Source organism: Paenibacillus sp. EKM206P (genome assembly GCF_011066155.1).
In the GTDB taxonomy this organism is placed as follows: domain Bacteria; phylum Bacillota; class Bacilli; order Paenibacillales; family Paenibacillaceae; genus Paenibacillus; species Paenibacillus polymyxa_D.
In genome coordinates, this window is record NZ_JAAMNQ010000001.1 from 345,562 (window position 1) to 371,381 (window position 25,820).

A 25,820-nucleotide genomic window follows, 5' to 3' on the forward strand; every position below is an offset into this window, starting at 1 on the left:
GTGTTTGGTAAGGGTCACAATACAAAGGACGGGGAATCAGGTGCTGTCACGGTCTTTTTAATTCTGATTTTGGCGGTCATGTTCGGTTTTATTGCTGTATTTATTGATTACGCGAGAATTGCTGCACTGCATGTGCAGACCGAACGGCTGACCCATGCGGCGGTTCGTTCAGTGATGTCTGCTTATGATCCGACATTACAACAGGAGTACGGTTTGTTTGCTTATGGCGAAGGCGGCGGAGAACAAATTATGGTCAAAGTGCTGAATGATAGCGCGCGGCGTACGGCACGCGCAGAAACGCTACCGCTTATGAATATGAAGCTGGATTCTAGTTCCCTGCAAATGGAAAGGGAGCTTGGTAAATATGCCATATTTAACGAGCAGATCCGTGAAGAGATGAAGTATAAAGCACCTGTCGATTTTACGTTTGAAGTGCTCGAAAAGCTGAAGCCGCTCTCTCAAAATATGAAAGAGGCTTCTCATACGGTAGATTTGCTGAAACGGCTGCAAAAGCTATACGACAGACGAGAGGCCAAACTGGATGACATGCTGGAGAAGCAGCGTAAAGCAGGAGCTTATATGGAAGAGGTTCGCAAGCGGATTATTAAACAGAGGGGCACCTATATGCCCAATCAGTATATATGGGACCCGCTTGAGGTTGTAGCCGATATTGCCGCTCAATATAAGCATTACGTACATGTATATGAAGACAATAAGAAGAGTGTGGACGACGTTAAAATCATGCAGATGGAAAAGTATGCACGTAGAGCGAGGGCAGCGCTTGATCGCCTGCGTCAGATCATGGTTCAGGCTGGGGAAGAACATGATAAGTTGCTTCTGGAAGCCAAGGAACCGTTAAATGAGGCCCAACAGATTAATGAAGAGATGCGCAAAGTCATTGCCCAATATAAGCAGAGGGCGGCCAATGCAGGCTACGATGAGGTTTCAGCAGCCCCTACTCCAAGCGGGACAGGCTCCAACGCAGATCCTTCGGTAGGAAGCGCACGGCAAAAAGCAGAGGATTTGTTGATTCCAGACAAGGAATTTGAGCAATGGGAAGCAGAAATTGAAAAGCAACGGACTTCTATAAATACTGCTAACAATAGAATAACGAGTATGATGCGTACGTTATCCTTTTATACAGATCCATTTTTGAATGCAGACATGCTCAAGCAAGAAGTCGCTTCTACGCTTAAGGAGATAGATAAATACTTAAATGCGTATGCTTGGGCGGGACCCGCCAATGTGCTCGACGGTGAAGCCAGGACGATGGATACGCGACGCGGCCCGGACAAAGAACGCAAGAAAATGGAAAAAGAGGCGAAAAACAAACTCAAACAAGCCTATCGGATTATTGAGGTTCTATCCAAGGGTAAACAAAGTGCAGAACAATTCCAAAATCTGGAGCAGTATTACAATGAAAGTATTTCGTTTAACCAGTCTACATCCAGTCCATCTGTATCCGCTGATTTGTCCTATGACACCTATGATGCAGCAGGATCTTCCATGGATAGTATGGATGGTCTATACGGTGCGGCATCCAATTTACTGACTCAACTGGGAGACGAGTTTTACCAGAATGAATACGCGCTTTCTTACTTCCATCATGTGGATTTTAGTCGTTTTGGCAGTTTGGCCGGATCGGGTGGAAATGTGGGAAATGCTGCACAGATTTTGGGAGATCAGCTGGAGGTGAATAATCAGGAAGTTGAGTACATCTTGTATGGGTTCCATAATCCGACGGGTAATCTGGCATCCGCCTATGGAGAAATTTTTGCTATGAGACTTGCCATTCGAACAATGGAGGGATTGGTTAAGAACAGCTCAAAAGGTAATCCGCTGGTCGTTTTGGCGGCAGCTTTGTTATATGGAGTAGAAAAAGCGATAGAAGACATGATTATGCTGGCACAAAAGGGGGACGTGCCATTGTCTGATTTTCTGAAATTTCGAATGACATACAAGGATCATTTGCGATTGTTCCTGATGCTCCATAGCAATAATGAACGAAAAATGTCCCGTATGCTGGCTCTGATCCGTCTGAATACAGATGTCAATCCTGCTGAGCGGCAAACGTATGCAACGGGTGAGGTCAAGAATGGGATGAGGCTGTGGTTTCTACCTGGGGTAATGAAGATGCTCGGGACCGCCTCAAAAGAAGGCGAGAGTATTAAGGGAAGTGTGTACTATGTCACGAAAACAGCGCATTTTTCCTATTAATCGGTGTTTACGGAAAGTTTGTGGGCAAAAGCAATGTGAACAAGGAAGTATTGTTTTAGAAGCGTCATTGGTGTTGCCAATGTTTCTGTTTTTTATTATTTTTCTCATTTATATGGTTCAGATGACACTGGTATCTACAGCGTTGCAGACCACCGCTTCAGAAGCGGTTAAACAGGTTTCGGCTAAAATCTACCCAGTTTCTCTAGCCGTGGAGGCGGCGTCCGCAAAAATAGATGCAGTGCGTGAACCGCTGGATGAACTGCCCAAGTTATCTGTGAGTGAATATGCAAGCCAATTCGCTGCCCAGTTGCCACCTCCAATTGGTGATTGGGTAGAAAGCGCTGTTCAGGGCGGTCAAAAGCCGATGGAGGAACTGCGGGGGCGATTTACGGAAGCTGCACTCGATCCTGTTTTGAAGCCGATGCTAAAGCCTTTTATGGAGGAAAGCATTCTGGAATATGACCGTATTCATATAACGAGCGTACATGTACCTGCTCTTACAGGAACTAAGGACCCTTATTTTAGAGTAGAACTGTCGTATGAACTGCCGATGAAGGTTCCTTTTCTGTATCGCAGCATTGTGCTTCAGGCGGCAGCTGAGGAACGTCTTTGGATTGGCGACACAGGGGAAGGAGCAGGTACAGGAAATGCGACGGGGGACAAGGATGCGGAGCATTCCATACAGTTGCTCGTTAAGCCTGAACCTGCTGTGAAGGGTGTGTACAATTTAATCAAGGCCAAGGTTGAGCCTGGGACGACTGCTAACCTTTCTGTGCTTTATAAGTCGGGTGAAAGCACAGCTCAGCACTTGGGCTGGACCTCTGCCAACGCGGACGGGATTATAGAATGGAACTGGTTTGTGGGAACGAACACAACACCTGGTCAATGGAGCTTTGTAATTGAAACAGAGGTTGGTCAACGTATAGAAGTTCCGTTTACCGTGGAAAAGCCAGCTGATGGATAGGATGGATATAGACTTGTAGGGATAGCTACGATGGAAAATGATTTGGCAGTCTGCTAGTTCTATTTTTATAAAGGGGGAAGATCGCATTGACGTGGATGTATATTGTATGCGGAGTTCTGCTCGCGATTGCGTTAGTTACGGATTTACGTAGCATGAAAATCCCTAATAAGCTTACATTACCCGGCATAGTGGTAGGCTTAGTATTCAATACTCTATTTGGGGGGTGGCACGGTTTTTTATTTGCTGTTGCTGGACTGGGTACCGGATTTGGGTTCATGCTGATTTTGTACTGGATGGGAGCTGTTGGTGCAGGAGATGTGAAGCTGTTCGGCTTGATTGGAGCATGGACAGGTGCCGCTTTTGCATGGCAGTCAGCTTTATATTCGATTTTTTTTGCAGGTATTATTGGCATAGGGATTTTGCTATGGAAGAGGGAAACCATCATGAGACTGCAGCGCGTAGCTTTTAATTTAGGAGGATTTTTTCTATTTCGCAGCGGAAAAGCACTGACCAGTGGAAATGAAGCACACCTCAGGTTTCCTTTTATGACGGCAGTCATTCCGGGGGCGATCAGTGCTTATCTTTACTTCTTGCCATGACATGTCCGCTGGGGGAGATCATGCTACCTCACGGAGATAGGAAATTGTTAAGGAGGTCATGAATTGTTTGGTTTAAGCAGGGATTTTGCCCGGAACGGCGGGACATTTATGATTCTAAACAAGGAAGACGGGCTCAAAACCGATGATTTAAATTCCGTACAAACTGGAATGATGACTGGTAATCGGATTCCCGGTCTACTGGAACTTAGAATAAAGGAAGTCGATTTTCAGATTGAGTTACATTACGACATTTCGGGGCAACGCATGCTTTCCCAATTATGGAAAGGTGGGGGCGTGTCGACTTCTGATTTCTACCGGATTCTTTTTGAAGTGGCAGATGCCCTCCATCGCAGCCCGCAATATATGTTAGATATTCGCCAGTTTATTTTGCACGAGGATTATATTTTTCTAAGTGGTTCAGGTACAAGGGAAACCGCCAGTTTAACCTATGTTCCTTTACGCAGTGTACAGTATGCAGGGCAAACAGGCAGTCAATTTAAGCAGATGGTTATTCGTTTAATGACTCGTGTGGCCCACTTTCAGGGAGAAAATATACAACGCATACTCGATCTGTGTGATAGAAATGAATTTGAATTGGGTTTGCTAAAGGAACTGCTGTTGCAAGGAATGAAGGCTGGTACAGAGAGTGTTAGCGTGCAGGCAGAAAGTATGGAAGAGCGAGCTTTTTCATCAGCTGATCCTATCCTATCTGCCCATACCTCACAGGGGAACTATACGGATCGTGGCGGAACATACGCGCGAGAGCATCGGGAAACTCTACAGGAGATTCAGGAGCTTAAACGGATCAATCGGCTCAAACCGTCCGTGAAACCAGAGGAGAATTCCGAGCATGTAACAGAAAACGAAGTAGAAGATGTGGAGTCTGGATTGCAAAAATATAAAACCTACATTGCTCTCGGATGTCTGCTCGCTTCGGCCATCGTGTGGCGTTATATTTATCTGGACCATCCAGAGACGGTACCGTTGATTATTTCCATGGTGCTGACCTTGGTACTTGCCGCTGTTGCTTATATAAGCTGGACGGGGAAATGGGAGCGCAATCGAACTTCATCTCATATGTACAGCGATTCAGTACCTGTATTGGATTCGGAATGGTTAGGAACTACTTCTTCCCCAGCACAGCGCAAAAATGATCGTTATCAGGTAGATAAGCTGACCGGATTTGTAGCGGGACGTCATCATCAAGACAAGCAATCTTCCGATTCGAGTGATCAAGGGCCGGAGGACTGGAGATGGACTTTTCCAAACTCAGAATCTAAGAGCGTGGGAAATCGAGTTACGGAAAATAGTAAGAAAACTTCAGCAAATTGTGACTTACACGAGCCATCGTGGAAAGGTGCGGAACGGGGAAATGAATTGGAAGCCAGTGATACCAGCGAGGCTTATTATAAGTCTCTCTCCGGGGTAACGGAGCTTCTAAATGCTGCATCTAAGCAGGAAACGATGCTGCTTCGTGCAGATCAAGAGATGCAGATTTCACCAGTGCAGCAATCACCGATGGCTTGCCTGGATCGCAAGCCACCAGGTAGTGGAGGGACAGAGCGCATCCGGTTGCAGCCAGACCAATTCGTTGCAGGCAGTTTTATCATCGGGAGAGATCCGCAACTGGTTCAGTTTGTAGAGCATACGGATGGAGCTTCCCGTTCTCATATTGAGCTTTGCATAGTTACAGGAGAACATAGCCACATTGTTAAGGATTTATCCTCGACGAATGGAACTGTTCTGAATGGAGAGCCTATGGTGCCTTATAAGGAGTACACAATGAAGGATGGAGATACTTTTAAAATCGCTGGAGTTTCTTATACTTACCGGTTGGACTCTTTTAAATCCTCCAATGCATCATAAATGAAGGTTATATGGATATATGTCAAGAAGAGGCCTGTTATATTCAGAGCCTCTTTCTTTTCCTCTTTTTCAATTCAATGCTGTTTTTGGGAAGAATGGAGTTCTTTAAGAGCGTCCTTAAGTGAAGGATAGTGAAACTTAAATCCGTGCTCCAGCGCTTTGCGCGGTATCACCTTCTGACCATCCAATACTAGCGTGCTCATCTCACCAACTAGCTTTGAAACGAGAATGCTGGGGACGGGAAACCAGTACGGACGGTGATATACCGTAGCTACTGTCCTCCCAAACTGGTCGTTCGTCAAGGGTTGTGGTGATGAAGCATTCACTGCCCCGACAATTTCCGTCGTATGGATGCAGTACGTGATCAGACGAACGATATCTTCAATATGAATCCAGCTCATCCATTGATGGCCGCTACCTATTTTGCCGCCGAATCCGAAGCTATAAGGCATCTTCATGAGTGGGAATGCCCCTTTTTTTCTGTCCAGCACAAGGCTAATGCGTAACTTAATTAAACGGGCTTCAGAAGGGTAGGCATTGGCTGCTTCTTCCCATTGCTCAACCACCTGAGACAGAAAATCTCCCGAACAGCGCGGGCTCGTTTCATCGAATGTTTCGGTCAGGGATGTACCATAGGCGGCAACAGCAGAAGCCTGAATGATTACTTTCGGTTTTTTTTGTAGAGCATTCAATGCTTGAGCCAACCGGGCAACAGATAGCAGTCGAGATTGAAGAATTCTTTGTTTGGACTTATCCGTCCAGCGCTGATTCAGCGTTTCGCCTGCTAAATTAACGACCGCATCTGTGCCTTCCAGTACTTCAGGCTTTTGTTTTAATTCGTTCCAGCTCATATATTGCAAGCGGGGGCTCGCTTCGTGTCCTACCAGTGGCTTGCGGGTAACGACTTTCACGGTGTATCCGTCGTCTAGCAGGCTTTTGACCAGTGCACTCCCCACCAATCCAGTTCCTCCACATACGATGATGTTCATGGAGCCAGCTCTCCTTCCAATTCACAAAAAATACATCTGTTATAGAATATAACCCTTTTCGAGAGAAAAAAACTTCATATGAATGTCCTTTATACGGTTAAGTGTCAATCCATGATTTTATTTACCCCTGTTTGACTAACATATATTCTGATGTGTACTTTATCTACGTATTCCCTTAATAGAGTTATTTGAGGATTTTGCAAAAGCCCAATAAGCGACTTTCAATGAAGAATATATAGATCGAAATGGTCTGGTTCGTCTGTATATTGCACTTTGGAGCGACTGGAATCGAATTTTGCAAAATCCTGATTTAAGAAAGTTGCCATAAAAGCTATGTTGTTTGATTTCAATAATCACGTTAAAATGATTAAATTAAAATAAGACAAGCATAACAGGATAAGGGGATGAATCAGGGTCATGCTGAAAATTGGTTCTCATGTGTCCTTCTCGGACAAGGGTCTGCTCAGCGCTACAAAAGAAGCGTCTACTTACGGGTCCAGCTCCTTTATGATATACACGGGAGCACCGCAAAACACGCGTCGTAAGCCGATGGAGTCCATGTATTTGGAGGAAGGCAAGCAGTTAATGGCTGAGAAGGGAATGGAAGATATCGTGGTGCATGCCCCGTATATCATCAACCTTGGCTCTTACAAAGAAAATACCTATGAGCTTGCGGTCAGCTTTCTTCAGGAGGAAATTCGGCGCACACACGCGATAGGTGTGAAAAATATTGTGCTGCATCCGGGCGCTTTTACCGATAAGGATGCGGAATATGGAATCGGGCGTATTGCCGATGGTTTGAACGAGGTACTGAACGGCGTGAAGGAGACAGATGTTAACATCGCGCTTGAAACGATGGCAGGCAAAGGAACGGAAATGGGGCGTAGCTTTGAGGAGATTGCCTCCATTATAGATAAAGTAGAGCGTAACGAGCGTCTTACGGTTTGTATGGACACCTGTCACATTCACGATGCGGGTTATGATATCGTAAATGATCTGGACGGTGTATTGGAGCAGTTCGACCGTATTGTCGGCTTGAATCGCATTGCAGTTGTTCACATTAATGACAGTAAAAATCCAGTTGGCGCTCATAAAGACCGCCATACTCCGATCGGATCAGGCTGGATTGGCTATCAGACTATTCATAATGTGGTGCATCATGAAGCACTTCAAGGACGTCCGTTTATTTTGGAGACGCCATGGATTGGGAAGGAAGCCAAAACTCAGCGTCCGATGTATGAGGTTGAAATTGCCCTGCTTCGCGGAAATGTAAAGGAGCGCTTTGGGGATGAGTTTTTGGGTCAGGTAGAGCAATTGCATTCGTTTTTCAAAAAACAGGATGTGGATGTCCGTAAATTTGTTCTGGACACCTGGGCTCTGCTGAAAAATGATGCCAAAGCAAGAAAAGCCGATCCACGTGAGCCGTTGGAGCGTCTGTATGACATGATAACGGAAGCAGCACTATTTCCAGATTTGAGCGAAGAACACATTAATCAACGGTTGATTGCCTGGTTTGCCGGCAGTCATTTGCCAGTGACGGTATAAGCTAAGGGGGATTAATAGCCACATGGAAATTCACGTAAAACATCAGCCAAATAGCACTCTATCTGCCCATGAAAACCGCGCGCGTATGCTTGTATCTTGTCCAGATGGACCAGGTATTGTAGCGGCCGTGTCCCGTTTTTTGTACGAGCATGGGGCCAATATCGTTCAATCTGACCAATATACAATGGACCCGTCGGGCGGTATGTTTTTTATGCGGATTGAATTTGATCTGCCGAATTTGAGTGCAACCCAGCCACAGTTGGAGCAGGATTTTGCCGCTGTTGCTGAGCAATTCCGTATGGAGTGGACGATTTCTGCGGTTAGCCGCAAGAAAAAACTGGCTATTTTCGTTTCCAAAGAAGATCACTGTTTGGTAGAACTGCTGTGGCAATGGCAGGCAGGAGATCTGGACGCGGATATTTCATTGGTGGTTAGTAATCATCCGGATATGAAGGAGTATGTGGAATCGTTTGGTATCCCATATCACCATATTCCGGTAACCGCCGATACCAAGCCGGAGGCGGAGCGTCGCCAACTAGAGGTTATTGGCGAAGACATTGACGTTATCATTTTGGCCCGTTACATGCAGATTATATCTCCCAAGTTTATTGAGCATTATCGCAACCGAATTATCAATATCCATCATTCCTTTCTGCCTGCATTCGTGGGTGGGAAGCCATATGCCCAAGCCTATAATCGCGGTGTGAAAATTATTGGTGCTACTGCGCATTATGTAACTGAAGAATTGGACGGCGGCCCGATCATTGAGCAGGACGTGCAGCGTGTAAGCCACGGAGATGATGTAAATGAGCTAAAACGGATCGGTCGCACCATAGAGCGGGTCGTTTTGGCAAGAGCCGTGAAGTGGCATGCAGAGGATCGTATTCTGGTTCATGAGAACAAAACAGTCGTTTTTAACTAATCTTAAAATTTTAGAAAAAATTTGTGAATCTATATTTTTTGTTAAACAAAGCCCATCGCATAACGGGCTTTGTTTTTTTATATAAGGATTTTGCAAAATCCTCATGTGAATTATTAGCCTTATAGCCGGTCAGTACATAATATTTTTGTGATTTTATATTTTTTTAAATGAGGTTAATACATTACGGGTATATTTATATGAGGACACGGTACTACATTTCCCACAATCATCTTTATAAACGATCTGGCAAACTTTCACGGCAAATGGTACAATACTTAAGAATGTATAAGTCATATTGAAACATTCAAGCAGATTCACTCACTTCAACAGATATCGTTTTTGTATCAGGCGGTGATGTTGGGGAGTATGACCGAATGCAATTGACATACTTTTTACAATATGAGGAGGCTAACCATGACTGACCAGAACCAAGCGATTCAAAAGGATGAAAACTCCACGATCGACAATTTGTCCATCACAACTATTCGTACGTTGGCAATTGACGCCATCGAGAAAGCAAACTCGGGACATCCTGGTATGCCGATGGGCTCCGCGCCAATGGGATACCAACTTTTTGCTAAAACGATGAATCATAATCCCGATCAACCTACATGGGTTAACCGTGACCGTTTTGTATTGTCTGCAGGACACGGTTCCATGTTGCTATACAGCCTTCTGCACCTGAGCGGCTATGATCTTCCTATGGAAGAACTGAAACAATTCCGTCAATGGGGTAGCCTTACACCGGGCCACCCTGAGTTTGGCCACACTGCTGGTGTAGATGCTACAACCGGTCCTCTGGGACAAGGTCTCGCAATGTCCGTAGGTATGGCAATGGCTGAAGCTCAACTGGGCGCAACATATAATAAGGACGAATTTAAAGTTGTAGATCACTTCACGTATGCAATCTGCGGCGATGGCGATCTGATGGAGGGTATTTCCCACGAGGCTGCCTCGCTGGCTGGTCGCTTACAACTGGGCAAGCTGATTGTATTGTTTGATTCCAATGATATTACACTGGACGGCAAGCTTAATCTGTCCTCTTCCGAGAGTGTTGCCAAACGCTTTGAAGCTTACAACTGGCAAGTACTGCGCGTAGAAGATGGTAACGACCTTCCAGCCATCCAAAAAGCCATTGAAGAAGCGCAAGGCGACTCGACACGTCCTACGCTGATTGAAGTGAAAACTGTCATCGGCTACGGAAGCCCGAACAAACAAGGTAAAGGCGGACACGGCGGTACTCATGGTTCCCCGCTGGGATCAGAAGAAGCCAAGCTGACTAAAGAATTCTACAAATGGGTATACGAAGAGGACTTCCACGTACCACAAGAGGTTCGCGAGCATTTTGCTAAAGTAAAAGAGCGCGGTATCGCAGCGAACAAAGCATGGGATGAACAGTTCGCCAAATACAAAGCAGCTCACCCTGATTTGGCAGCTCAGTTCGAAACAGCTGTAAACGGCGATCTCCCAGAAGGATGGGATCGTGACCTTCCGAAGTACACGACTGAAGACAAAGCCGTTTCGACTCGTGTAGCTTCTGGTAATGCTCTGAATGGATTAGCTCCAAACGTACCTTTCCTAACAGGCGGATCTGCCGATCTGGAGAGCTCCACGATGACACATTTGAACAACTTGACGAACTTTACGCCAGAAGACTACGCCGGTCGTAACATCTATTTCGGTATCCGCGAATTTGGTATGGCTGCTGCGATGAACGGTATGGCGTTGCACCAAGGTGTAAAAGTATTCGGCGGTACATTCTTCGTATTTACAGACTATCTGCGTCCAGCTGTTCGTCTGGCAGCTCTGATGGGATTGCCTGTAACCTACGTTCTGACTCACGACAGTATTGCTGTAGGTGAAGATGGTCCGACTCATGAGCCGATCGAGCAATTGGCTTCCCTGCGTATTATCCCGAACTTGACAGTAATTCGTCCAGCGGACGGTAATGAAACTTCTGCTGCTTGGGCTTACACGCTGGAAAACAAGAAAAACCCGGTTGCTCTGGTATTAACTCGTCAAAACCTGCCAATCCTGGCTGCTAGTGCTGAGCATGCACGCGAAGGTATCAAACGCGGTGCTTATGTGGTTGCAGATGCAACAGATGGCAAACCAGTTGCTCAAATTCTAGCTACAGGCTCCGAAGTGCAATTGGCTGTTAAAGCTCAGGAAGCACTGGCAGAACAAGGTATTCAAGTACGTGTTATCAGCTTCCCAAGCTGGGATCTGTTCGAAAAACAAGACAAAGCATACAAAGATTCCGTTCTGCTGCCAGAAGTGAAAGCTCGTTTGGCTGTAGAAATGGCATATCCACTGGGCTGGGAAAAATATGTTGGCGACCAAGGCGACATTCTCGGTATCAGTACATTCGGCGCATCCGCACCTGGCGATCGCGTGATTAAGGAATACGGCTTTACAGTAGAGAATGTTGTTAGCCGTGTGAAAGCTTTGTTGAAATAAAACATTGGAGCATCTAAAACAGACAGTCGTAACCTGAGTAAGGCTTACGGCTGTTTGTTTCATACAGTTGATGTTTTGCGAAAAGATCACTTTGGAATTCCAGTGTATTGTATACGTGATACAGTGTGTATTTTCATACTGAAGCTGGAATCAAATCTATGTTATGATGCACCAATATTCATTCAACCATTGAGAGCAGATGAGGGGATAACGAATGACACAGTTTGATGGAGTAAGCGTAGTTAAAAAAGCAAACGTTTATTACGATGGTCAGGTTACAAGCCGTACAGTCATCCTGGGTGACGGTAGTAAGGTTACACTGGGGATTATGCTGCCAGGAACGTACGAGTTCGGCACGGATTCCCGTGAGATTATGGAGATTTTGGCAGGGGATCTGAGAGTGTTACTTCCAGGTACTGAGGAATGGCTGGAAATACAAGGGACAGCAACCTTTCACGTACCTGCAAAGTCTTCCTTCAAGCTGGAAGTACGAAGTGTAACTGATTATTGCTGTTCTTATCCCGAATAGTAAGCTAAAACGGGTAAGCACACTCAGCCTTCAAGCTAAGTGTGCTTACCCTAAAGCTATGCCATATGTACACAAGCACAGCAGTATAGTTACACAGAAAGGTACAGCTTATTCGAGAGGTTGACCACCAATGGTGCGGCCAATCCATGCTTCGTATGTCTTCACGACAGCGGATAGGTCCTCGTCGCCGTAGCCTTGCGTTTGCCCGGCTTGAAATAGGCTTTTGGCAATGGATAACATAGGTGCGGGGATGGACAGGCTGTCTGTTAGTGAGGAAGCAAGCTTCAAGTCCTTAAGCATCAAGGCAAGTGAGAACTGGTTGCTAAAATCATGCTCAATGATTTTGCGCCCTTTCAGGTCAGCGGCCTTGCTGCCTGCCGATCCGAGTTGTACCAATTCAAGGAAGCTGTCTGCCGGGATGCCGGATTTAGCCGCGATAGCAAAGCCTTCAGCCAGAGCGAGGTTATGAATACCGACCATCGTATTATGAGCGAGCTTGGCTACGGCCCCGCTTCCATTAGGTCCCATATGAAGTACCTTTTTGCCCAGGGTATCAAAAACATCTGATTGTGCCGCAATGGCTTCTGCATTACCACCAACCATGAACACGAGTGTGCCGTCTACAGCGGCAGGCTTACTGCCTGTTACGGGAGCATCAATGAAGGAACAGCCCAGCTTGTCCGCTTCGGCGGCTAGTTGTTTGACCAGCTCAGGTGAAATCGTGCTGTTGTCCATCACGGTCATGCCAGCCGTAAGGCCGGCAAACACACCGTCTTCGCCGTAATAGATGTCACGAATGGAATGATCATCACTGACCATGGTAATGACCAAGTGCTGACCTTCAGCTGCTTCACGAGGGGTTGAAGCTGTACGTGCGCCTTGCTCTTCCAGTGGCTCGCAGCGCGAAGCGGTGCGATTATAAACTGTGACTCCGAATCCCTGCTTTAGCAGATTGGATGCCATCGGGGCGCCCATGGTGCCCAGTCCGATAAATCCGATGTTTTTCATTGCTAATCACCTTTCTTGTTGGAAGTTGCCGTCCGATGCAGATGCGAGTCGGCCCTGAATTGAATATTGAAACAGGTTGATCTCAGTTAATTGTAGCATGGGCATGCTACCCTATCTACAGGAGGGGCTGTCAAGCACAGGATACATAGGTAACGCAAGCTTGTCAGGCCCAGCAAATTAAAGTATCCTATTCCTAAGTCCTTATGTTCGTATTCATGGTCTTAGTAATACCAAACAGGAGGTTCCAAACATGTCTAAAAAAGTTATTTTTGATTACACTAAAGCTCTCTCCTTTGTAGGTCAGCACGAAATTGATTATTTTGCAGAGCCTATCAAGCTGGCTCATGAGCAACTGCACAACCAAACCGGTGTAGGTTCCGATTTCTTAGGTTGGATCGACCTGCCTACCAATTATGATAAAGAAGAGTTTGCGCGCATCCAAAAGGCTGCTGCTAAAATTCAAAGCGATTCCGAAGTACTGATCGTAATCGGTATCGGCGGTTCTTACCTTGGAGCACGTGCTGCGATCGAAATGCTGTCGCATTCTTTCTACAATGCACTGCCTAAAGATCAACGCAAGGGCCCAGCTATCTATTTTGCAGGCAACAACATCAGCTCTACATATGTGAATCATCTGTTGGAACTGATTGAAGGTAAAGACTTCTCTGTGAACGTCATTTCCAAATCAGGTACGACAACAGAGCCAGCTATCGCATTCCGCGTATTCCGTGCAGCTCTGGAGAAAAAATACGGTAAAGAAGAAGCGCGCAAACGTATTTATGCAACGACCGATAAAGAACGTGGCGCTTTGAAAAAACTGGCTAACGAAGAAGGCTACGAATCCTTCATTATACCTGATGATGTGGGTGGTCGTTACTCCGTGCTGACAGCAGTAGGCTTGTTGCCGATTGCTACTGCAGGCATTAACATCGAAGAAATGATGCAGGGGGCGGCAGACGCTTCCAAAGAATACAGCAACCCGAATGTAGCTGAGAACGAGGCTTATCAATATGCAGCCGTTCGTAACGCTTTGTACCGCAAAGGTAAAGCAATTGAAATTCTCGTAAACTATGAGCCGTCTCTTCATTTTGTATCCGAGTGGTGGAAACAGTTGTACGGAGAAAGCGAAGGCAAGGATTACAAAGGCATTTATCCTGCTTCTGTTGATTTCTCGACAGACCTGCACTCCATGGGACAATTCATTCAGGAAGGCAGCCGCAATATTTTCGAAACGGTAATCCAAGTAGAAAATGTACCTAGTCACATCACCATCGAAGCAGATGAGGATGATCTGGACGGACTGAATTTCCTGGCAGGCAAAACTGTGGATTTTGTAAACAAAAAAGCATTCCAAGGTACATTGCTGGCTCACACAGACGGACAAGTACCGAACTTGATTGTAAATATTCCTGACTTGAGCCCTTACTCTTTCGGCTATCTTGCTTATTTCTTCGAAAAAGCTTGCGGCATCAGCGGCTACCTGTTGGGCGTAAATCCGTTCGATCAACCGGGCGTAGAAGCTTACAAGAAGAACATGTTTGCGCTGCTCGGCAAACCAGGCTTCGAAAAAGAAAAAGCTGAGCTTGAAGCGAGATTGTCTGAATAAGAGTGCTGTAATCTCTGATGCGAAACAGGATTTCGGTCAGAAGTGTTATAGTGTATAGCATCAATTAAAGTACAGGAAAGCAGTTCACCAGCTGCCAGAAGCGGGGGACTGCTTTCTTGTAAAATGAAGTAAGGAAGGTTATACGTGTATGTTGGAACAATACCGAACCGTACGCGGTGCCGGCAACAAGGAAATTGTGATTCGAAAATCCCGTTTTATCGGCCACATTCAGCCTGTTCAAACTGAGGAAGAAGCAACTGCTTTCATAGAGCGCATCAAAAAAGAGCATTGGAACGCTACCCATAATTGTTCTGCTTACATGATTGGGGAAAGAGACGAAATCCAAAAGCAATCGGATGACGGAGAACCGAGCGGTACGGCTGGAAAGCCTATTTTGGAGGTAATCCGCAACCAGAAGCTGAAAAATGTCGCTATTGTTGTTACCCGTTACTTTGGTGGGATTTTGCTGGGAGCAGGCGGTCTGATTCGCGCGTATTCAGATGGTGCTGTTGCAGCAATCGAGGCAGGGGATGCAATTACGCGTGTGCTGCATCGTGAAGTTTTTGTAGAATTGGATTATACCTGGTTGGGCAAAGTGGAAAATGAATTACGCAATCGCAGCATCCGCACTGGAGAAACAATGTTTACGGATAAAGTTACCTTAACCTGTCTGCCGCTGGCTGGTGATGCGGAATCCTTTAGCAACTGGATAACAGACTTGACGCAGGGGCAATCGCTTGTGTCGGAGGGAGAGCAGCTTTACTTTATTGAAGGGGAATAAATAATATGGCTAGAAGAGCAGTAGAACAGGAGTTGTCAAGAGGGCGGATTCTGGAAGCGGCCAGGCACTTGTTTATTACCAAGGGCTACCGTGCGATTTCAATGCGCAGCATTGGCCAGCATCTGGGTTACAGTCATGGTTCGTTATACTATCATTTTAAAGAGAAGGCTGAACTGTTCTATGCCATTGTGATTGAAGATTTTAATACATTGCGTGGGATTCTACTGCAAGCAGCAACAGGCACACCTGATGATGGCTTGAGCAGACTAGAGTACTTGATGCTGGAATTTATCCGTTTTGGTTTGGAAAATCCATATCAATACGAAATTATGTTCATGATGCACGATGAAGAACTATTTGCATACTGTCGCACAGAGCAAAACCGTTGTGTCGAACTATTTGCATCCATGATCCGTCAAGAATTGAGTGGTCAGGGGCATTCGGAGGAAGATTGCTCAAGGGTACCGAAAAGTCTGTTTTTATCCATGCATGGCTTTGTATCCTTTTATATTCAGGACGGTTTAACATTTGAAGAAATTAGGCCCGCTGCTTTAGCACATGTAAAGCTGCTGTGCAGACACCTATGAGCGTACCTGCATTCACACGCTTCACCCATGAACATGTAGGGCGCTTTTCTAGGTGTATGCACTTCATGACGGTGACTTATCATTACGGTACTTTGCGAAAGCGACTAAGAATTTAACAGACGATGATGCATCCAGTAGGAAAACATCATGGTCTGTTTTTTTACCCGTTTCCGTCAGCCCTTCATGATTTTCACATGGTATTGACGTCTGCGTGGTCCGTCGAATTCACAAAAATAAAGTCCCTGCCATCGTCCGAGCAACAGCTTTCCATCATGGATGATGATCGTTTGTGAGGGGCCTGTCGTGATGGATTTTAGGTGGGACGCTGTATTTCCCTCCATATGGCGATATTGGGGATGCTCCCACGGATAGACTTCATCTAGTCTTAACATCACATCATGTTTGACATCTGGGTCTGCATTTTCATTAATGGCGATGCCGGCTGTCGTGTGTGGACAATAAACAAGTGCGGTTCCTTGTTGCACCCCGCTTTTTTCGATCAATGAAGCAACCTCTCGTGTAATATCGCGTATTTCATCTCGCTGTGTAGTAGATATTTCTAAAGTATGCAACAATAACTCCATCTCCTTTCTTCTTAATACTTTACCCTTTTAATTCCTAAGATAATATATAGAGTTGACGAAAATTACTTTCCTTTGATAAAGTATCACATAAGAAAAAACATAGTATATGCATTGGAATAATTAAATGATTTTAAATGAGGTACGTGCTTTGCGGTAAGCAAGGCTGCTGCTGTTCCTGAACAGGTCCAGAAGCGGAAAGGAAGTGTACGGATATGCATGTGGAAGTAAGAGGATTAAACAAGCATTTCGGTAATTTTCATGCAGTAAAGGACGTATCTTTTGATATTCAGGCGGGCCATCTTATTGGCTTACTCGGTCCAAGTGGTGGGGGGAAAACCTCCATTCTTCGCATTTTGGCGGGTCTGGAGCAACCGGATGCGGGAGAAATTCATTTTCATGGAAAAAGGGTAAACGAGCTGTCCCCGCAGGAACGTGGAATCGGATTTGTATTTCAAAACTATGCTTTGTTCAAGCACATGAGCGTCTACGACAATATTGCCTTTGGTCTGAAAGTGAAAAAAAGCTCCAAAACCCGTATCAAGGAACGGGTCACGGAGTTGGTCGAACTAACGGGGCTCAAAGGATTTGAGCATCGTTATCCGCATCAGTTGTCAGGTGGACAGCGACAGCGAGTTGCTTTTGCGCGTGCTTTGGCACCAGAGCCTCAATTGCTGCTGTTGGATGAGCCTTTTGCAGCTATTGATGCCAAGATTCGTCAGGAGCTGCGCACCTGGCTGCGAGAGTTGATTGAGCGGGTGGGCATTACTTCAATTTTTGTCACCCATGATCAGGATGAGGCGATTGAAGTAGCGGATGAAATTATGGTGATTAATCAGGGACGACTGGAGCAGAAGGGAACGCCTTGGGATATTTATAAAAAACCGGGTACCCCGTTCGTGGCTTCCTTCATTGGGGAATCTACGGTGATTGAACAGGCAGGCAGTCTCAAAGGCTTCGAAGAAGCTGCTGGAGTGGGAACACGTGCCTTGATCCGTCCGGAGTATATTGATGTCGGGCCAAGCGAGGAATTTACGCTTCTGTCGGCGACCGAGGAAGGCGTAGTGAAGCATTTGCATTTTCGTGGAAGTGAGTGGATGGTTGAAGTACAAGTTGGGGACCATCGTCTCATGACGTACCGTTCGCTGGAGAAGTCTACGCTGGAACCTGGTCAGCAGGTGCGAGTGTTGGTGCATCGAGCCTATCTATATAATGACCAGTCCAGCTGGATGGTGGAAAACCGCCTGAAGGAAGATCCCATGCCTATCATCATTTAAAAATCAGGCTTTTGCAAAATTCTCAAATATATATGATCACGCTTGGGGGGATGTCTAGCCTGATTTCACGGCTTTGGGCATGCTCCTTTTGGCGTTGGACGCTGGAAGGATTTATGCAGATGATTTACGTAGAATCGGTCTGTTCGTTATAATAGTAGTAAAAAGACCCAAATAGATAGGAGTTAAACCATGAATCGGCTTATTTTTCTTGGCACGGGGGATGCAATGGGGGTTCCGCGTGTATATTGTGATTGTCTCGTATGCACAGAAGCTCGCACGACAGGGGCGAACATAAGATTGAGATCGTCTGTGCTGATCGAAAGCGAGACGGAGGACTTTATGATTGATTGTGGCCCGGACTGGCGCAGACAGCTAGAATTACGCGATCTGCGTTTTATCCCTACGATCCTTGTGACACATGCACATTTTGACCATATTGGAGGATTACCAGAATGGGCAGATGCCTGTCGCTGGACTGGGAACAGAGGTCGATTGTACGCGCCACAGGAAGTGATCGACACGATCTTGCGGCAATTTTCCTGGCTCTCTGGAAATTTGGATCTTATTCCAGTAGATCAGGGAGCCCAACTTGGCGGGTGGAATATCCGGGGATGGCGTGTGAATCACGGGAAGAACGGATATGCCTACGCTTATCGCCTGGAAAAGGACGGCTTCTCGTGGGCCTACTGTTCGGATTCGATTGGATTAAATGAGGCGGAAATTCTCCCCTTGCACAATCTGAATCTGCTCGTCCTGGGAACGAGTTTTTATCATGAGGAGGCCGAGTATGCCACCCGTTCCGTATACGACATGCTGGAGGCTCAGGAGCTTATAGGAAGGCTTAAACCCCAAAGCACAGTATTTACACATATGTCCCATGATGTGGATGTCACACGCAACTATGGGCTTCTGGAAGGGATTAGTTTGGCACACACCGGCATGAGTTTGCCGTTAGAATAAAGGTGCATTTTACCTTTACATCGTTCGACTGATACGTAGAAGGGCGGAGATTCCTTCTTTGATTTGTAGCTCGTTGGCGTATGAATAGGACAGTCGTACATGCGTTTTACCCTCTGCGCCGATGGGATCAAATACATTGCCGGGGACAAAGGATACAGATTCTTGTACACTTTTGGCAAGTAATTCATTAGGTTTCAACGTAGAAGGCAGCTGGAGCCACAGGTTGAGTCCTCCCGCTGGGCTGGTCCATGTCCAACCGGAATCGCGGAGACTGTCTTCCATCGTTTCCTTACGAATCTGGAGCGCGATACATAGTTTTTTAATATGCTGCTGCATACGTGGAGATTGAAAGTATTCTAAAAATAGCTTTTGATTCAGCAGTGGCGATCCATTGTCCACCAACGCTTTGACGTTGAGCAGGCTGTTCATGAGCTGTGGTCGGCAGGTCACGGCTGCGATTCGTAGACCGGGTGCGACATATTTACTGTAACTTCGAATGTAGACGACGCTTCCCGAAACATCATAGGCGAAAATCGGAGAAGGAGGCTTTTGCCCAAAGCTGATGTCATAGGTGCTGTCATCCTCAACAATGAGGCAGCCGTAGCGCTCGGCTAGTTCAGGCAGTCGTTTGCGTTGCTCATCGGGGACCGTAAAGCCCGTCGGGTTGTGGAATGTCGGATTCATATAAAAGAGACGTGGTTTTTCCGTTTTCATGCACCACTCAATCTGGTCCATATCATATCCTTCTGGTCGAATATCGGTCATGGTCAGACGTGCGCCTTGTCTGCGGAATATTTCCATGGCAGGACCATAAGCAGGGCGTTCGATCAATACACGGTCTCCTGTATGGAGCAGAGATCGGGCAATTAAATCAATGGCTTGCTGTGCTCCCGAGGTAATCATCACTTCATCCGGTGATAAAGCAAAATGCTTATCCACGCTAAAATGCTGCGCCATGGCCTCCCGAAGCTCGGTATCACCCTGTACAGCGGAATAGGTGGCTGCTACTTTCGGATGCTTTTCAAAAACCTGCATCATCAGCTCTCCCCAAAATCGGTTGGGCAGGAGAGAGGGGTCAATCAGCGCTTTGGAAAACTGGAAATTCGCATTCACTGATTGAACGCGGGTAAGTCCATCCATTCCTCTCCAGGCTGAAACTGACGGATCATCTGCCGCATGGGCAGATTTGGAGTGAATCGTGAGGTCTATGGACGTATGTCTCGAGTAGCCAGCATATTTTGCATGTCCAGTCGCTTGGGAAGCATGAACGTAATATCCTGATTTGTCCCTTACATAGACCAGTCCTCGTTGCTTCAACTCCTGATATGCCCGGAAAACAGTTAGCCGATGTACACCCAGCTCCTGAGCCAAGCTTCGTACGGACGGCAGCTTCATGTCTGTTTGCCAATCCCCGCGATCGATCCGCACAGTTACATAATGGATAACCTGCTCATACAGCTTTAAGGCATGATCGGCTGGAAAAAGTAGTTCGCTGTTGTTCTTACCCATGCTATCCACGCTCCTTTGTGTGTATTGTACTATATAGCACTTCAAAAACGTATACAACTGTTCTGTAGTTATACAACTGTTCTGTTCGTCTCCCTGTATGCTTAAAAGCAACTGAAGGGAGAGGGACGTATCATGATTGGGATCGCGTTTACAGTAATGTGTCTTATTTTTGGCACAACGTTTTTGGCCATAAAAGTGGGAGTGGAAGCCGGGCTTCCGCCGTTTTTATCGGCAGGGGTACGTTTTTTCGCCGCAGGTGCGATATTATTTATTGCTATGAAGCTGACCGGAAAGGTGAAATGGTCGTTATTATGGCGTAAGGAAATGTTGCTGATTGGAGCAGGAACCACCTTCGGTACCTTTTCGGCCTTGTATTGGGCAGAGCAATATGTCAGCTCCGGGATCGGAGCTATTCTGTCAGCTACTGGGCCGATGATGATCGTCATTTTGCAATCTGTACTGCTACGGCAAAAAACGTCACGGATTACGGTCGTTGGCTGCATGATCAGCTTTCTTGGTGTGGTGCTGGTTGTGCTGCCCGGATTGGCGGTTCAGATCAGTGGTCTGTGGCTGGCGGGATGCCTTGTTATTTTGCTGGGGGAGCTGTGTTATTCAGGGGGAGCTCTTTATTCCAAGCGAGTGATGGATGTATTTCGTGAAACGAACCCGATTGCCCTGAATGCGGCGCAAATGATCCATGGGGGATGGATGCTGCTGTTACTGTCTGCGATCACGGAACCGTGGAGTTCTGAGGGGTGGCAGTACCTTCCTGCCATGGGGTCTTTACTCTATCTGATCCTGTTTGGTTCGATGATTGCACATACACTGTTCTACTGGCTCATGGAGCGTACAAATCCCCTGTTTCCGACGACGTGGCTGTATATATCACCGCCGATTGCGGTGGGCTTGGGAGCGTTGTTGTATGGAGAGCATGTAAGCTGGTGGATGCTGGTTGGGGTGCTGCTCATTGTGACCGGACTAATCCTTATGAACAATGGAATTATCCGTTTGGTGAACAGGCGTAAGTTACGTTCTGCTGCCTGATATTTTATAGCGGTCAGGTTATTATATGATCTGACAGAAAAGGCCTCCAAACTGTCGTATGTTACTGATCATGCGACAGTTTGGAGGCTTTGTTGTTGTATTACTTCATTTAAGAATTATGGGAGCAGGCACTTTTTGCTTATTCAACATTGAGTACGAATTTGTCGATGGCGTGCTTAACACCATCTTCGTTATTGCTGCGAGTGATGTAATCAGCCAGCTTCTTCAAATCAGGAATGGCATTCTCCATCGCTATGCCGAGACCAGCGCATTCAAGCATTTCATGGTCGTTCCAAGAGTCGCCGATGGCAATCGTTTCCGACAGTTCACAGCCAAAATGGTTTGCAAGGAAGGTAAGCGCGTGACCCTTGGTGCCTTCATGGTGCATAATTTCCAGAAAGTGAGGCTTGGATTTTGTAATGTGAACTTCATTGCCAAGCAGTACGCGAAGTTCAGGAATTAATTCATCCAACACTTCCGGCTCGTCGATAATCAGCAATTTAGGAGCCGGCTGCTCTATAACTTTACTGAATACAGGCTCTACAAAATATTCCGTGTTGTTCAGCTCCGTGTAATCTTTGATTTTCTGATTATCTTCACGTGTGTACAATTTGTCATCAATATACGTTTGTAGATGCAGATTGCGTTCCACGCAGAATTCATACAGACGACGTGCAGCCACGAGTGGAACATAACGCTCATACAGCACGTTTTCGTCCAGCAGGTTTTTAACCAAAGCTCCTTGATACGTAATGATCGGCACGTTCAAACCAGTCTGGCGAGCAATTTTGTGTGCAGAGGCATAAGCTCGTCCAGTAGCGAGGGTAACCACCACACCTTTCGCTACAGCAGCTTCTAATGCCTGTTGTGTCGCTGGTGTAACTTCTTTTTGGTCGTTAATGAGTGTATCATCAATATCAATGGCAATTAATTTATACATATCGGTATTCTCTCCTTTATCTCTATCATGGGGCAATGCTAAAATTGTATCTTATAATATTCAAAATGACAATATCGCAAGGAAAAGGGGACGGCTCCTATAAGAGCCTGTCCCCTTATAACCACTGAAGTATTGGTTTGAAACGATGGGAAAAAGTAACGGTTAGTCTTCCAAAAATACAAGTCCAACAAAATCGTCCAACTCAATATTACCAAAATAGTGCTTCAAATCGAGAGAGGATAAGGCTTGACGTACCTCACCTTCATCATAACGCTTGCCGCGCAGGATATTTTCAATATCAGCAACGTCACCCACACCGAAGAAATCCCCATAGATTTTAATATCACGAATGTAGCCTTCCTTAAGATCCATGCGGATATCAATAATACCGACTGGAAATTTACGTGTGTGCTTTATATTGCTCTCGGGGGATAGACCGTAGTTCCAATCCCACGATTGGTAACGTTCTTTGGATATTTCATGGATTTTGGCCCAATCGGTATCGGTGAGCTTATATTGAGGTACTTGATCCAATTCTGATCCGAATATGAAACGCAACAGTTCCTCGCGAAATTGCTCTATGGTCATCTCACGGTCCATCAGTTCGCTGATGTTAGCTACGCGACTGCGGACAGATTTAGTGCTTTTGGATTTGAATTTTTCGGGATTGGCATGCAGTGATGCAGCCACATTGTCCAGATTCAGGTTAAACATCAATGTACCGTGGCTGAACATACGTCCGCGTGTGGCAAATTGGGCGTTTCCTGAAATTTTACGTTCTCCGACCTGCAGATCGTTGCGGCCTGTCATTTCAGCTTCTACTCCCATTTGGCGCAGAGCATCAATCACAGGTTGCGTAAATTTGAGGAAATTATGAAAGGACTCCCCGTTATCCTTGGTAATAAAACTGAAATTTAAATTACCGAGGTCATGATATACAGCACCGCCGCCGGACAGGCGACGAACGACTTGAATATTGTTATCTCTGACAAACTCGGCGTTGATTTCTTCAATGGTATTTTGATGCTTGCCTATAATAATAGAAGGCTGATTAATGTAAAACAGCAAATAGCTGTCGTCCAGCGGTAGATGCTTGAGCGCGTATTCCTCAATAGCAAGATTAATGGCTGGATCGTGTATCCCTTGGTTGTCGATGAACAGCATGTCCATTCCTCCGTATATAAACTGTGTAATTTTATGTGTGCCTCCTTCTATTGTAACCCAAGTGAGCCATGTACAAAAGCTCATTTGCATTGACGGGACGCAAAAAGCAGCCTCATAATGGAGCTAAATGATTGGAAACGGGCGGAAAGGATGAGAGGCAATGATAGAGGTTTACGGTCATGGCGGGGACAGGGAAACAGCTGCGGCGACATTTGGCGGGACTGCTGCTGATTTTGTAGATTTTAGTGCAAATATTAATCCGCTTGGTCCACCGCCTGAGGTGCTTGAGGCGCTGCAACACTCATTTGACACTGTGATTCGCTATCCAGACCCTGGGCATCGGAATTTTAAAAATATGCTCGCACGGCGACTGCATGTTCCACCGGAGTCGTTAAGTATCGGAAACGGAGCGGCTGAGAGCATGGCGCTCTTGTTATTGGGACTAGCTCCTAAGCGTGTGGGTACAGTGGAGCCGTGTTTTTCGGAATATGCCGAGCTGGCTGGCAAATTCGGAGCTGAGGTCAACCGGGTGTATGGGAAGGCCTCGCTTCAATGGAAGGCGGACGTGGAGGACATCCTTCAGCTCATGGAGCAGGTAGATGTTTTGTTCCTCGGGCAGCCGAATAATCCAAATGGCGTCCAATATAGTGAGCAGGAGCTGTGCGAGCTGGCAGAGGCGGCTGGCACAACGGGTACTGTGCTGGTGGTGGATGAAGCATTCATTGATTTTATTCCGCTGGAACGGCGAATCTCACTGCTGCCTGTGCTGGATCGCTATCCTCATGTGATTTTGATCCGGTCAATGACCAAATTTTATGCCATTCCTGGCCTACGATTGGGTTATGCGATTGCTCATCCGGACTATATCCGGCGAATGACGGCCAAACAGGTGACCTGGAGTGTGAATGGATTGGCGTTGCTGGCTGGCGAGGCGTGTTTGAGAAGTGGGCAAGCATATGAGCACCAAACACAGGAGCTGATTGCTGCGGAGCGCAACCGTCTGTTAACCGGCTTGGCGGAATGGGGCTGCGGTGTCGTTCCCGGTGAAGCCAATTACGTGCTGGCAAGGGCGCCGGGTACGTGGAGTGCATCGGCTATTCAGCAGGCGCTTGGACAACGCGGAGTTCTTATACGTAGCTGTGCTATGTATCCGGGACTGACGACGAGCCATTTTCGGATTGCGGTCAAGGATGCAGAAGCCAACGACAGGCTGCTATCTGTATTGGGTGAAGTGCTGGAGGAGGAACAGCGGCTTGACAGTTAGCTTGATTATCCTGGCAGCCTACCTTTTGGACAGGATGATCGGTGATCCGAGGTGGTTGCCGCATCCAGTCATCGGTATGGGACATGCCATTTCGGCATTGGAAAAATTGATTCGCCGCCAGGTCCGAAGTGACCGGGGGCTGAAACGTGCGGGTATACTGCTTCCACTCATTGTGGCGGGAGGCTCCTTTGCGCTCGCCTGGGCGCTGTTGCACTTGCTTGCCTGGATTCATCCGTGGTTATCTGTCGGCGCAGAAATAGTGCTGATTGCGACCACGATTGCTTCCAAAGGACTAAAGGATGCAGGAATGGCAGTCTACCGAGCGTTGCAGGCGGATGACCTGGCTGCGGCACGGCGGGAGCTGGGCATGATAGTCGGGCGGGATACGCAGCAACTTGATGAGCCTGAGATTGTACGCGGTACGGTTGAAACGGTCGCTGAAAATATCGTGGACGCGATTATTTCCCCGCTTTTTTATGCCTTGATCGGGGGAGCACCCTTGGCGCTGGCTTATCGTGCTGTGAATACGCTCGATTCCATGGTTGGCTACAAAAATGAAAAGTATCTGCATTTAGGCTGGGCTTCAGCACGTCTAGATGATGTGGCTAACTACATTCCAGCACGCCTGACAGCGGCAATGCTTGTGATAGCGGCGTTGATGTACAAACGAGATGCTGCAAGAAGCTGGCGCACAGTCAAGCGAGACGCTCGTCTGCACCCAAGTCCGAACAGTGGCTTCCCGGAATCGGCTGTTGCTGGTGCATTGGGGATTCGTCTTGGAGGATATAATGTGTATCATGGCGTGCGCTCCTTTCGTGCATACATGGGGGATTGGATACGACCGCTAGAGTCGAAAGATATACGGCATACGATCCAGCTGATGTTCGCCGTGTCCAGTATGTTTGTAGGATTGTGTTTGTTAGGAGCCGCAGGTTGTTTTGCCTTGGGATGGGTGCGGTGAGGGTGAGGAGTGACACACTGAATAATGATCGAGCAGGAAGTGACATT

Annotated in this window: 22 protein-coding genes; 16 read left to right on the plus strand and 6 right to left on the minus strand. The window is 46.7% G+C overall.

The genetic code is table 11. The features are described from left to right. The 4 genes from G9G53_RS01690 (at window position 1) to G9G53_RS01705 (ending at window position 5,646) form a co-directional block, all read left to right on the plus strand. Entirely contained in the window at window positions 1–2,217 is a 2,217-nt protein-coding gene (locus tag G9G53_RS01690) for a DUF5702 domain-containing protein (RefSeq protein WP_165144916.1), read from the plus strand. After that, window positions 2,186–3,181 carry a TadE/TadG family type IV pilus assembly protein gene (locus G9G53_RS01695; protein WP_029516369.1) on the plus strand — a complete coding sequence of 332 codons (996 nt, stop codon included), beginning with the start codon at window positions 2,186–2,188 and terminating at the stop codon, window positions 3,179–3,181. Before G9G53_RS01690 ends, G9G53_RS01695 begins: the two co-directional genes overlap by 32 nt. An 86-nt stretch (window positions 3,182–3,267) precedes the next feature. Continuing rightward, window positions 3,268–3,780, plus strand: a complete 513-nt coding sequence (locus G9G53_RS01700; protein ID WP_029516370.1) for an A24 family peptidase — start codon at window positions 3,268–3,270, stop codon at window positions 3,778–3,780. 63 nt (window positions 3,781–3,843) lie between these two features. Then, the gene (locus tag G9G53_RS01705) at window positions 3,844–5,646 is read left to right on the plus strand and encodes a DUF6382 domain-containing protein (RefSeq protein ID WP_165144919.1); all 1,803 of its coding nucleotides are present in this window, start codon (window positions 3,844–3,846) and stop codon (window positions 5,644–5,646) included. A 74-nt stretch (window positions 5,647–5,720) separates the two neighbouring features. On the opposite strand, the gene G9G53_RS01710 is transcribed toward G9G53_RS01705, so the two are convergent. After that, complete coding sequence (locus G9G53_RS01710; protein ID WP_029516372.1) at window positions 5,721–6,635, minus strand: TIGR01777 family oxidoreductase; 915 nt, start codon at window positions 6,633–6,635, stop codon at window positions 5,721–5,723. 417 nt (window positions 6,636–7,052) lie between these two features. On the opposite strand from G9G53_RS01710, the gene G9G53_RS01715 reads away from it, so the two are divergent. The 4 genes from G9G53_RS01715 to ppnP all read left to right on the plus strand — a co-directional run bounded on the left by G9G53_RS01715 (window position 7,053) and on the right by ppnP (window position 12,091). After that, on the plus strand, window positions 7,053–8,180 hold the full coding sequence (locus G9G53_RS01715; protein WP_029516373.1) for a deoxyribonuclease IV: 1,128 nt from the start codon (window positions 7,053–7,055) through the stop codon (window positions 8,178–8,180). Between the two features lie 22 nt (window positions 8,181–8,202). Continuing rightward, window positions 8,203–9,102 carry a formyltetrahydrofolate deformylase gene (gene purU / locus G9G53_RS01720; protein ID WP_023987631.1) on the plus strand — a complete coding sequence of 300 codons (900 nt, stop codon included), beginning with the start codon at window positions 8,203–8,205 and terminating at the stop codon, window positions 9,100–9,102. 414 nt (window positions 9,103–9,516) lie between these two features. Beyond that, complete coding sequence (gene tkt, locus G9G53_RS01725) at window positions 9,517–11,562, plus strand: transketolase (protein ID WP_029516375.1); 2,046 nt, start codon at window positions 9,517–9,519, stop codon at window positions 11,560–11,562. A 214-nt stretch (window positions 11,563–11,776) separates the two neighbouring features. Further along, complete coding sequence (gene ppnP / locus G9G53_RS01730; protein ID WP_013309288.1) at window positions 11,777–12,091, plus strand: pyrimidine/purine nucleoside phosphorylase; 315 nt, start codon at window positions 11,777–11,779, stop codon at window positions 12,089–12,091. Window positions 12,092–12,199: 108 nt separating this feature from the next. Here the strand turns inward: ppnP and G9G53_RS01735 are convergent, their stop codons facing one another. Continuing rightward, window positions 12,200–13,099 carry an NAD(P)-dependent oxidoreductase gene (locus G9G53_RS01735; protein ID WP_029516376.1) on the minus strand — a complete coding sequence of 300 codons (900 nt, stop codon included), beginning with the start codon at window positions 13,097–13,099 and terminating at the stop codon, window positions 12,200–12,202. A 250-nt stretch (window positions 13,100–13,349) separates the two neighbouring features. On the opposite strand from G9G53_RS01735, the gene G9G53_RS01740 reads away from it, so the two are divergent. The 3 genes from G9G53_RS01740 (at window position 13,350) to G9G53_RS01750 (ending at window position 16,073) form a co-directional block, all read left to right on the plus strand. Beyond that, window positions 13,350–14,705 carry a glucose-6-phosphate isomerase gene (locus G9G53_RS01740; protein WP_013369975.1) on the plus strand — a complete coding sequence of 452 codons (1,356 nt, stop codon included), beginning with the start codon at window positions 13,350–13,352 and terminating at the stop codon, window positions 14,703–14,705. Window positions 14,706–14,853: 148 nt separating this feature from the next. Beyond that, on the plus strand, window positions 14,854–15,486 hold the full coding sequence (locus tag G9G53_RS01745; protein ID WP_023987635.1) for a YigZ family protein: 633 nt from the start codon (window positions 14,854–14,856) through the stop codon (window positions 15,484–15,486). A 5-nt stretch (window positions 15,487–15,491) separates the two neighbouring features. Further along, on the plus strand, window positions 15,492–16,073 hold the full coding sequence (locus G9G53_RS01750) for a TetR/AcrR family transcriptional regulator (protein ID WP_029516378.1): 582 nt from the start codon (window positions 15,492–15,494) through the stop codon (window positions 16,071–16,073). A 173-nt stretch (window positions 16,074–16,246) separates the two neighbouring features. Here G9G53_RS01750 and G9G53_RS01755 read toward each other — a convergent pair whose 3' ends face one another. After that, complete coding sequence (locus tag G9G53_RS01755; protein ID WP_165144922.1) at window positions 16,247–16,648, minus strand: secondary thiamine-phosphate synthase enzyme YjbQ; 402 nt, start codon at window positions 16,646–16,648, stop codon at window positions 16,247–16,249. A gap of 221 nt (window positions 16,649–16,869) precedes the next feature. Between G9G53_RS01755 and G9G53_RS01760 the strand changes: the two genes are divergently transcribed. Together G9G53_RS01760 and G9G53_RS01765 are read left to right on the plus strand one after the other, a co-directional pair. Next, a complete protein-coding gene (locus tag G9G53_RS01760) occupies window positions 16,870–17,931 on the plus strand; it encodes a sulfate/molybdate ABC transporter ATP-binding protein (protein ID WP_029516380.1) in 1,062 nt (353 codons plus the stop codon). Window positions 17,932–18,120: 189 nt separating this feature from the next. Then, complete coding sequence (locus G9G53_RS01765; RefSeq protein ID WP_029516381.1) at window positions 18,121–18,891, plus strand: MBL fold metallo-hydrolase; 771 nt, start codon at window positions 18,121–18,123, stop codon at window positions 18,889–18,891. Window positions 18,892–18,906: 15 nt separating this feature from the next. Here the strand turns inward: G9G53_RS01765 and G9G53_RS01770 are convergent, their stop codons facing one another. Then, window positions 18,907–20,400 (minus strand): aminotransferase-like domain-containing protein, encoded by a 1,494-nt coding sequence (locus G9G53_RS01770; RefSeq protein WP_069012424.1) that lies wholly within the window; start codon window positions 20,398–20,400, stop codon window positions 18,907–18,909. Window positions 20,401–20,532: 132 nt separating this feature from the next. Here G9G53_RS01770 and G9G53_RS01775 point away from each other — a divergent pair, with 132 nt between their 5' ends. Further along, window positions 20,533–21,444: a DMT family transporter gene (locus tag G9G53_RS01775; protein WP_029516383.1), complete on the plus strand. Its 912-nt coding sequence runs from the start codon at window positions 20,533–20,535 to the stop codon at window positions 21,442–21,444. 139 nt (window positions 21,445–21,583) lie between these two features. Here G9G53_RS01775 and G9G53_RS01780 read toward each other — a convergent pair whose 3' ends face one another. Both G9G53_RS01780 and G9G53_RS01785 read right to left on the minus strand, forming a co-directional pair. Continuing rightward, complete coding sequence (locus G9G53_RS01780) at window positions 21,584–22,384, minus strand: Cof-type HAD-IIB family hydrolase (RefSeq protein ID WP_029516384.1); 801 nt, start codon at window positions 22,382–22,384, stop codon at window positions 21,584–21,586. 162 nt (window positions 22,385–22,546) lie between these two features. Then, entirely contained in the window at window positions 22,547–23,548 is a 1,002-nt protein-coding gene (locus G9G53_RS01785) for a lipoate--protein ligase (protein WP_029516385.1), read from the minus strand. A 160-nt stretch (window positions 23,549–23,708) separates the two neighbouring features. Between G9G53_RS01785 and cobD the strand changes: the two genes are divergently transcribed. Both cobD and cbiB read left to right on the plus strand, forming a co-directional pair. Next, window positions 23,709–24,812 (plus strand): threonine-phosphate decarboxylase CobD, encoded by a 1,104-nt coding sequence (cobD, locus tag G9G53_RS01790; RefSeq protein WP_165144925.1) that lies wholly within the window; start codon window positions 23,709–23,711, stop codon window positions 24,810–24,812. Continuing rightward, window positions 24,802–25,773, plus strand: coding sequence for an adenosylcobinamide-phosphate synthase CbiB (gene cbiB, locus G9G53_RS01795; protein WP_165144928.1), 972 nt, complete (start codon window positions 24,802–24,804; stop codon window positions 25,771–25,773). The genes cobD and cbiB overlap by 11 nt, the downstream gene beginning before the upstream one ends. The last annotated feature ends 47 nt before the right edge of the window (window positions 25,774–25,820 follow it).

Coding starts and splice junctions, on each gene's coding strand:
- G9G53_RS01750 (WP_029516378.1), top strand. CDS start 15,492: ATGGCTAGAAGAGCAGTAGAACAGGAGTTGTCAAGAGGGCGGATTCTG.
- cobD (WP_165144925.1), top strand. CDS start 23,709: ATGATAGAGGTTTACGGTCATGGCGGGGACAGGGAAACAGCTGCGGCG.
- G9G53_RS01695 (WP_029516369.1), top strand. CDS start 2,186: ATGTCACGAAAACAGCGCATTTTTCCTATTAATCGGTGTTTACGGAAA.
- G9G53_RS01745 (WP_023987635.1), top strand. CDS start 14,854: ATGTTGGAACAATACCGAACCGTACGCGGTGCCGGCAACAAGGAAATT.
- G9G53_RS01775 (WP_029516383.1), top strand. CDS start 20,533: ATGATTGGGATCGCGTTTACAGTAATGTGTCTTATTTTTGGCACAACG.
- G9G53_RS01760 (WP_029516380.1), top strand. CDS start 16,870: ATGCATGTGGAAGTAAGAGGATTAAACAAGCATTTCGGTAATTTTCAT.
- G9G53_RS01780 (WP_029516384.1), bottom strand. CDS start 22,384: ATGTATAAATTAATTGCCATTGATATTGATGATACACTCATTAACGAC.
- purU (WP_023987631.1), top strand. CDS start 8,203: ATGGAAATTCACGTAAAACATCAGCCAAATAGCACTCTATCTGCCCAT.
- G9G53_RS01740 (WP_013369975.1), top strand. CDS start 13,350: ATGTCTAAAAAAGTTATTTTTGATTACACTAAAGCTCTCTCCTTTGTA.
- G9G53_RS01710 (WP_029516372.1), bottom strand. CDS start 6,635: ATGAACATCATCGTATGTGGAGGAACTGGATTGGTGGGGAGTGCACTG.
- G9G53_RS01785 (WP_029516385.1), bottom strand. CDS start 23,548: ATGCTGTTCATCGACAACCAAGGGATACACGATCCAGCCATTAATCTT.
- G9G53_RS01735 (WP_029516376.1), bottom strand. CDS start 13,099: ATGAAAAACATCGGATTTATCGGACTGGGCACCATGGGCGCCCCGATG.
- ppnP (WP_013309288.1), top strand. CDS start 11,777: ATGACACAGTTTGATGGAGTAAGCGTAGTTAAAAAAGCAAACGTTTAT.
- G9G53_RS01765 (WP_029516381.1), top strand. CDS start 18,121: ATGAATCGGCTTATTTTTCTTGGCACGGGGGATGCAATGGGGGTTCCG.
- tkt (WP_029516375.1), top strand. CDS start 9,517: ATGACTGACCAGAACCAAGCGATTCAAAAGGATGAAAACTCCACGATC.
- G9G53_RS01770 (WP_069012424.1), bottom strand. CDS start 20,400: ATGGGTAAGAACAACAGCGAACTACTTTTTCCAGCCGATCATGCCTTA.
- G9G53_RS01715 (WP_029516373.1), top strand. CDS start 7,053: ATGCTGAAAATTGGTTCTCATGTGTCCTTCTCGGACAAGGGTCTGCTC.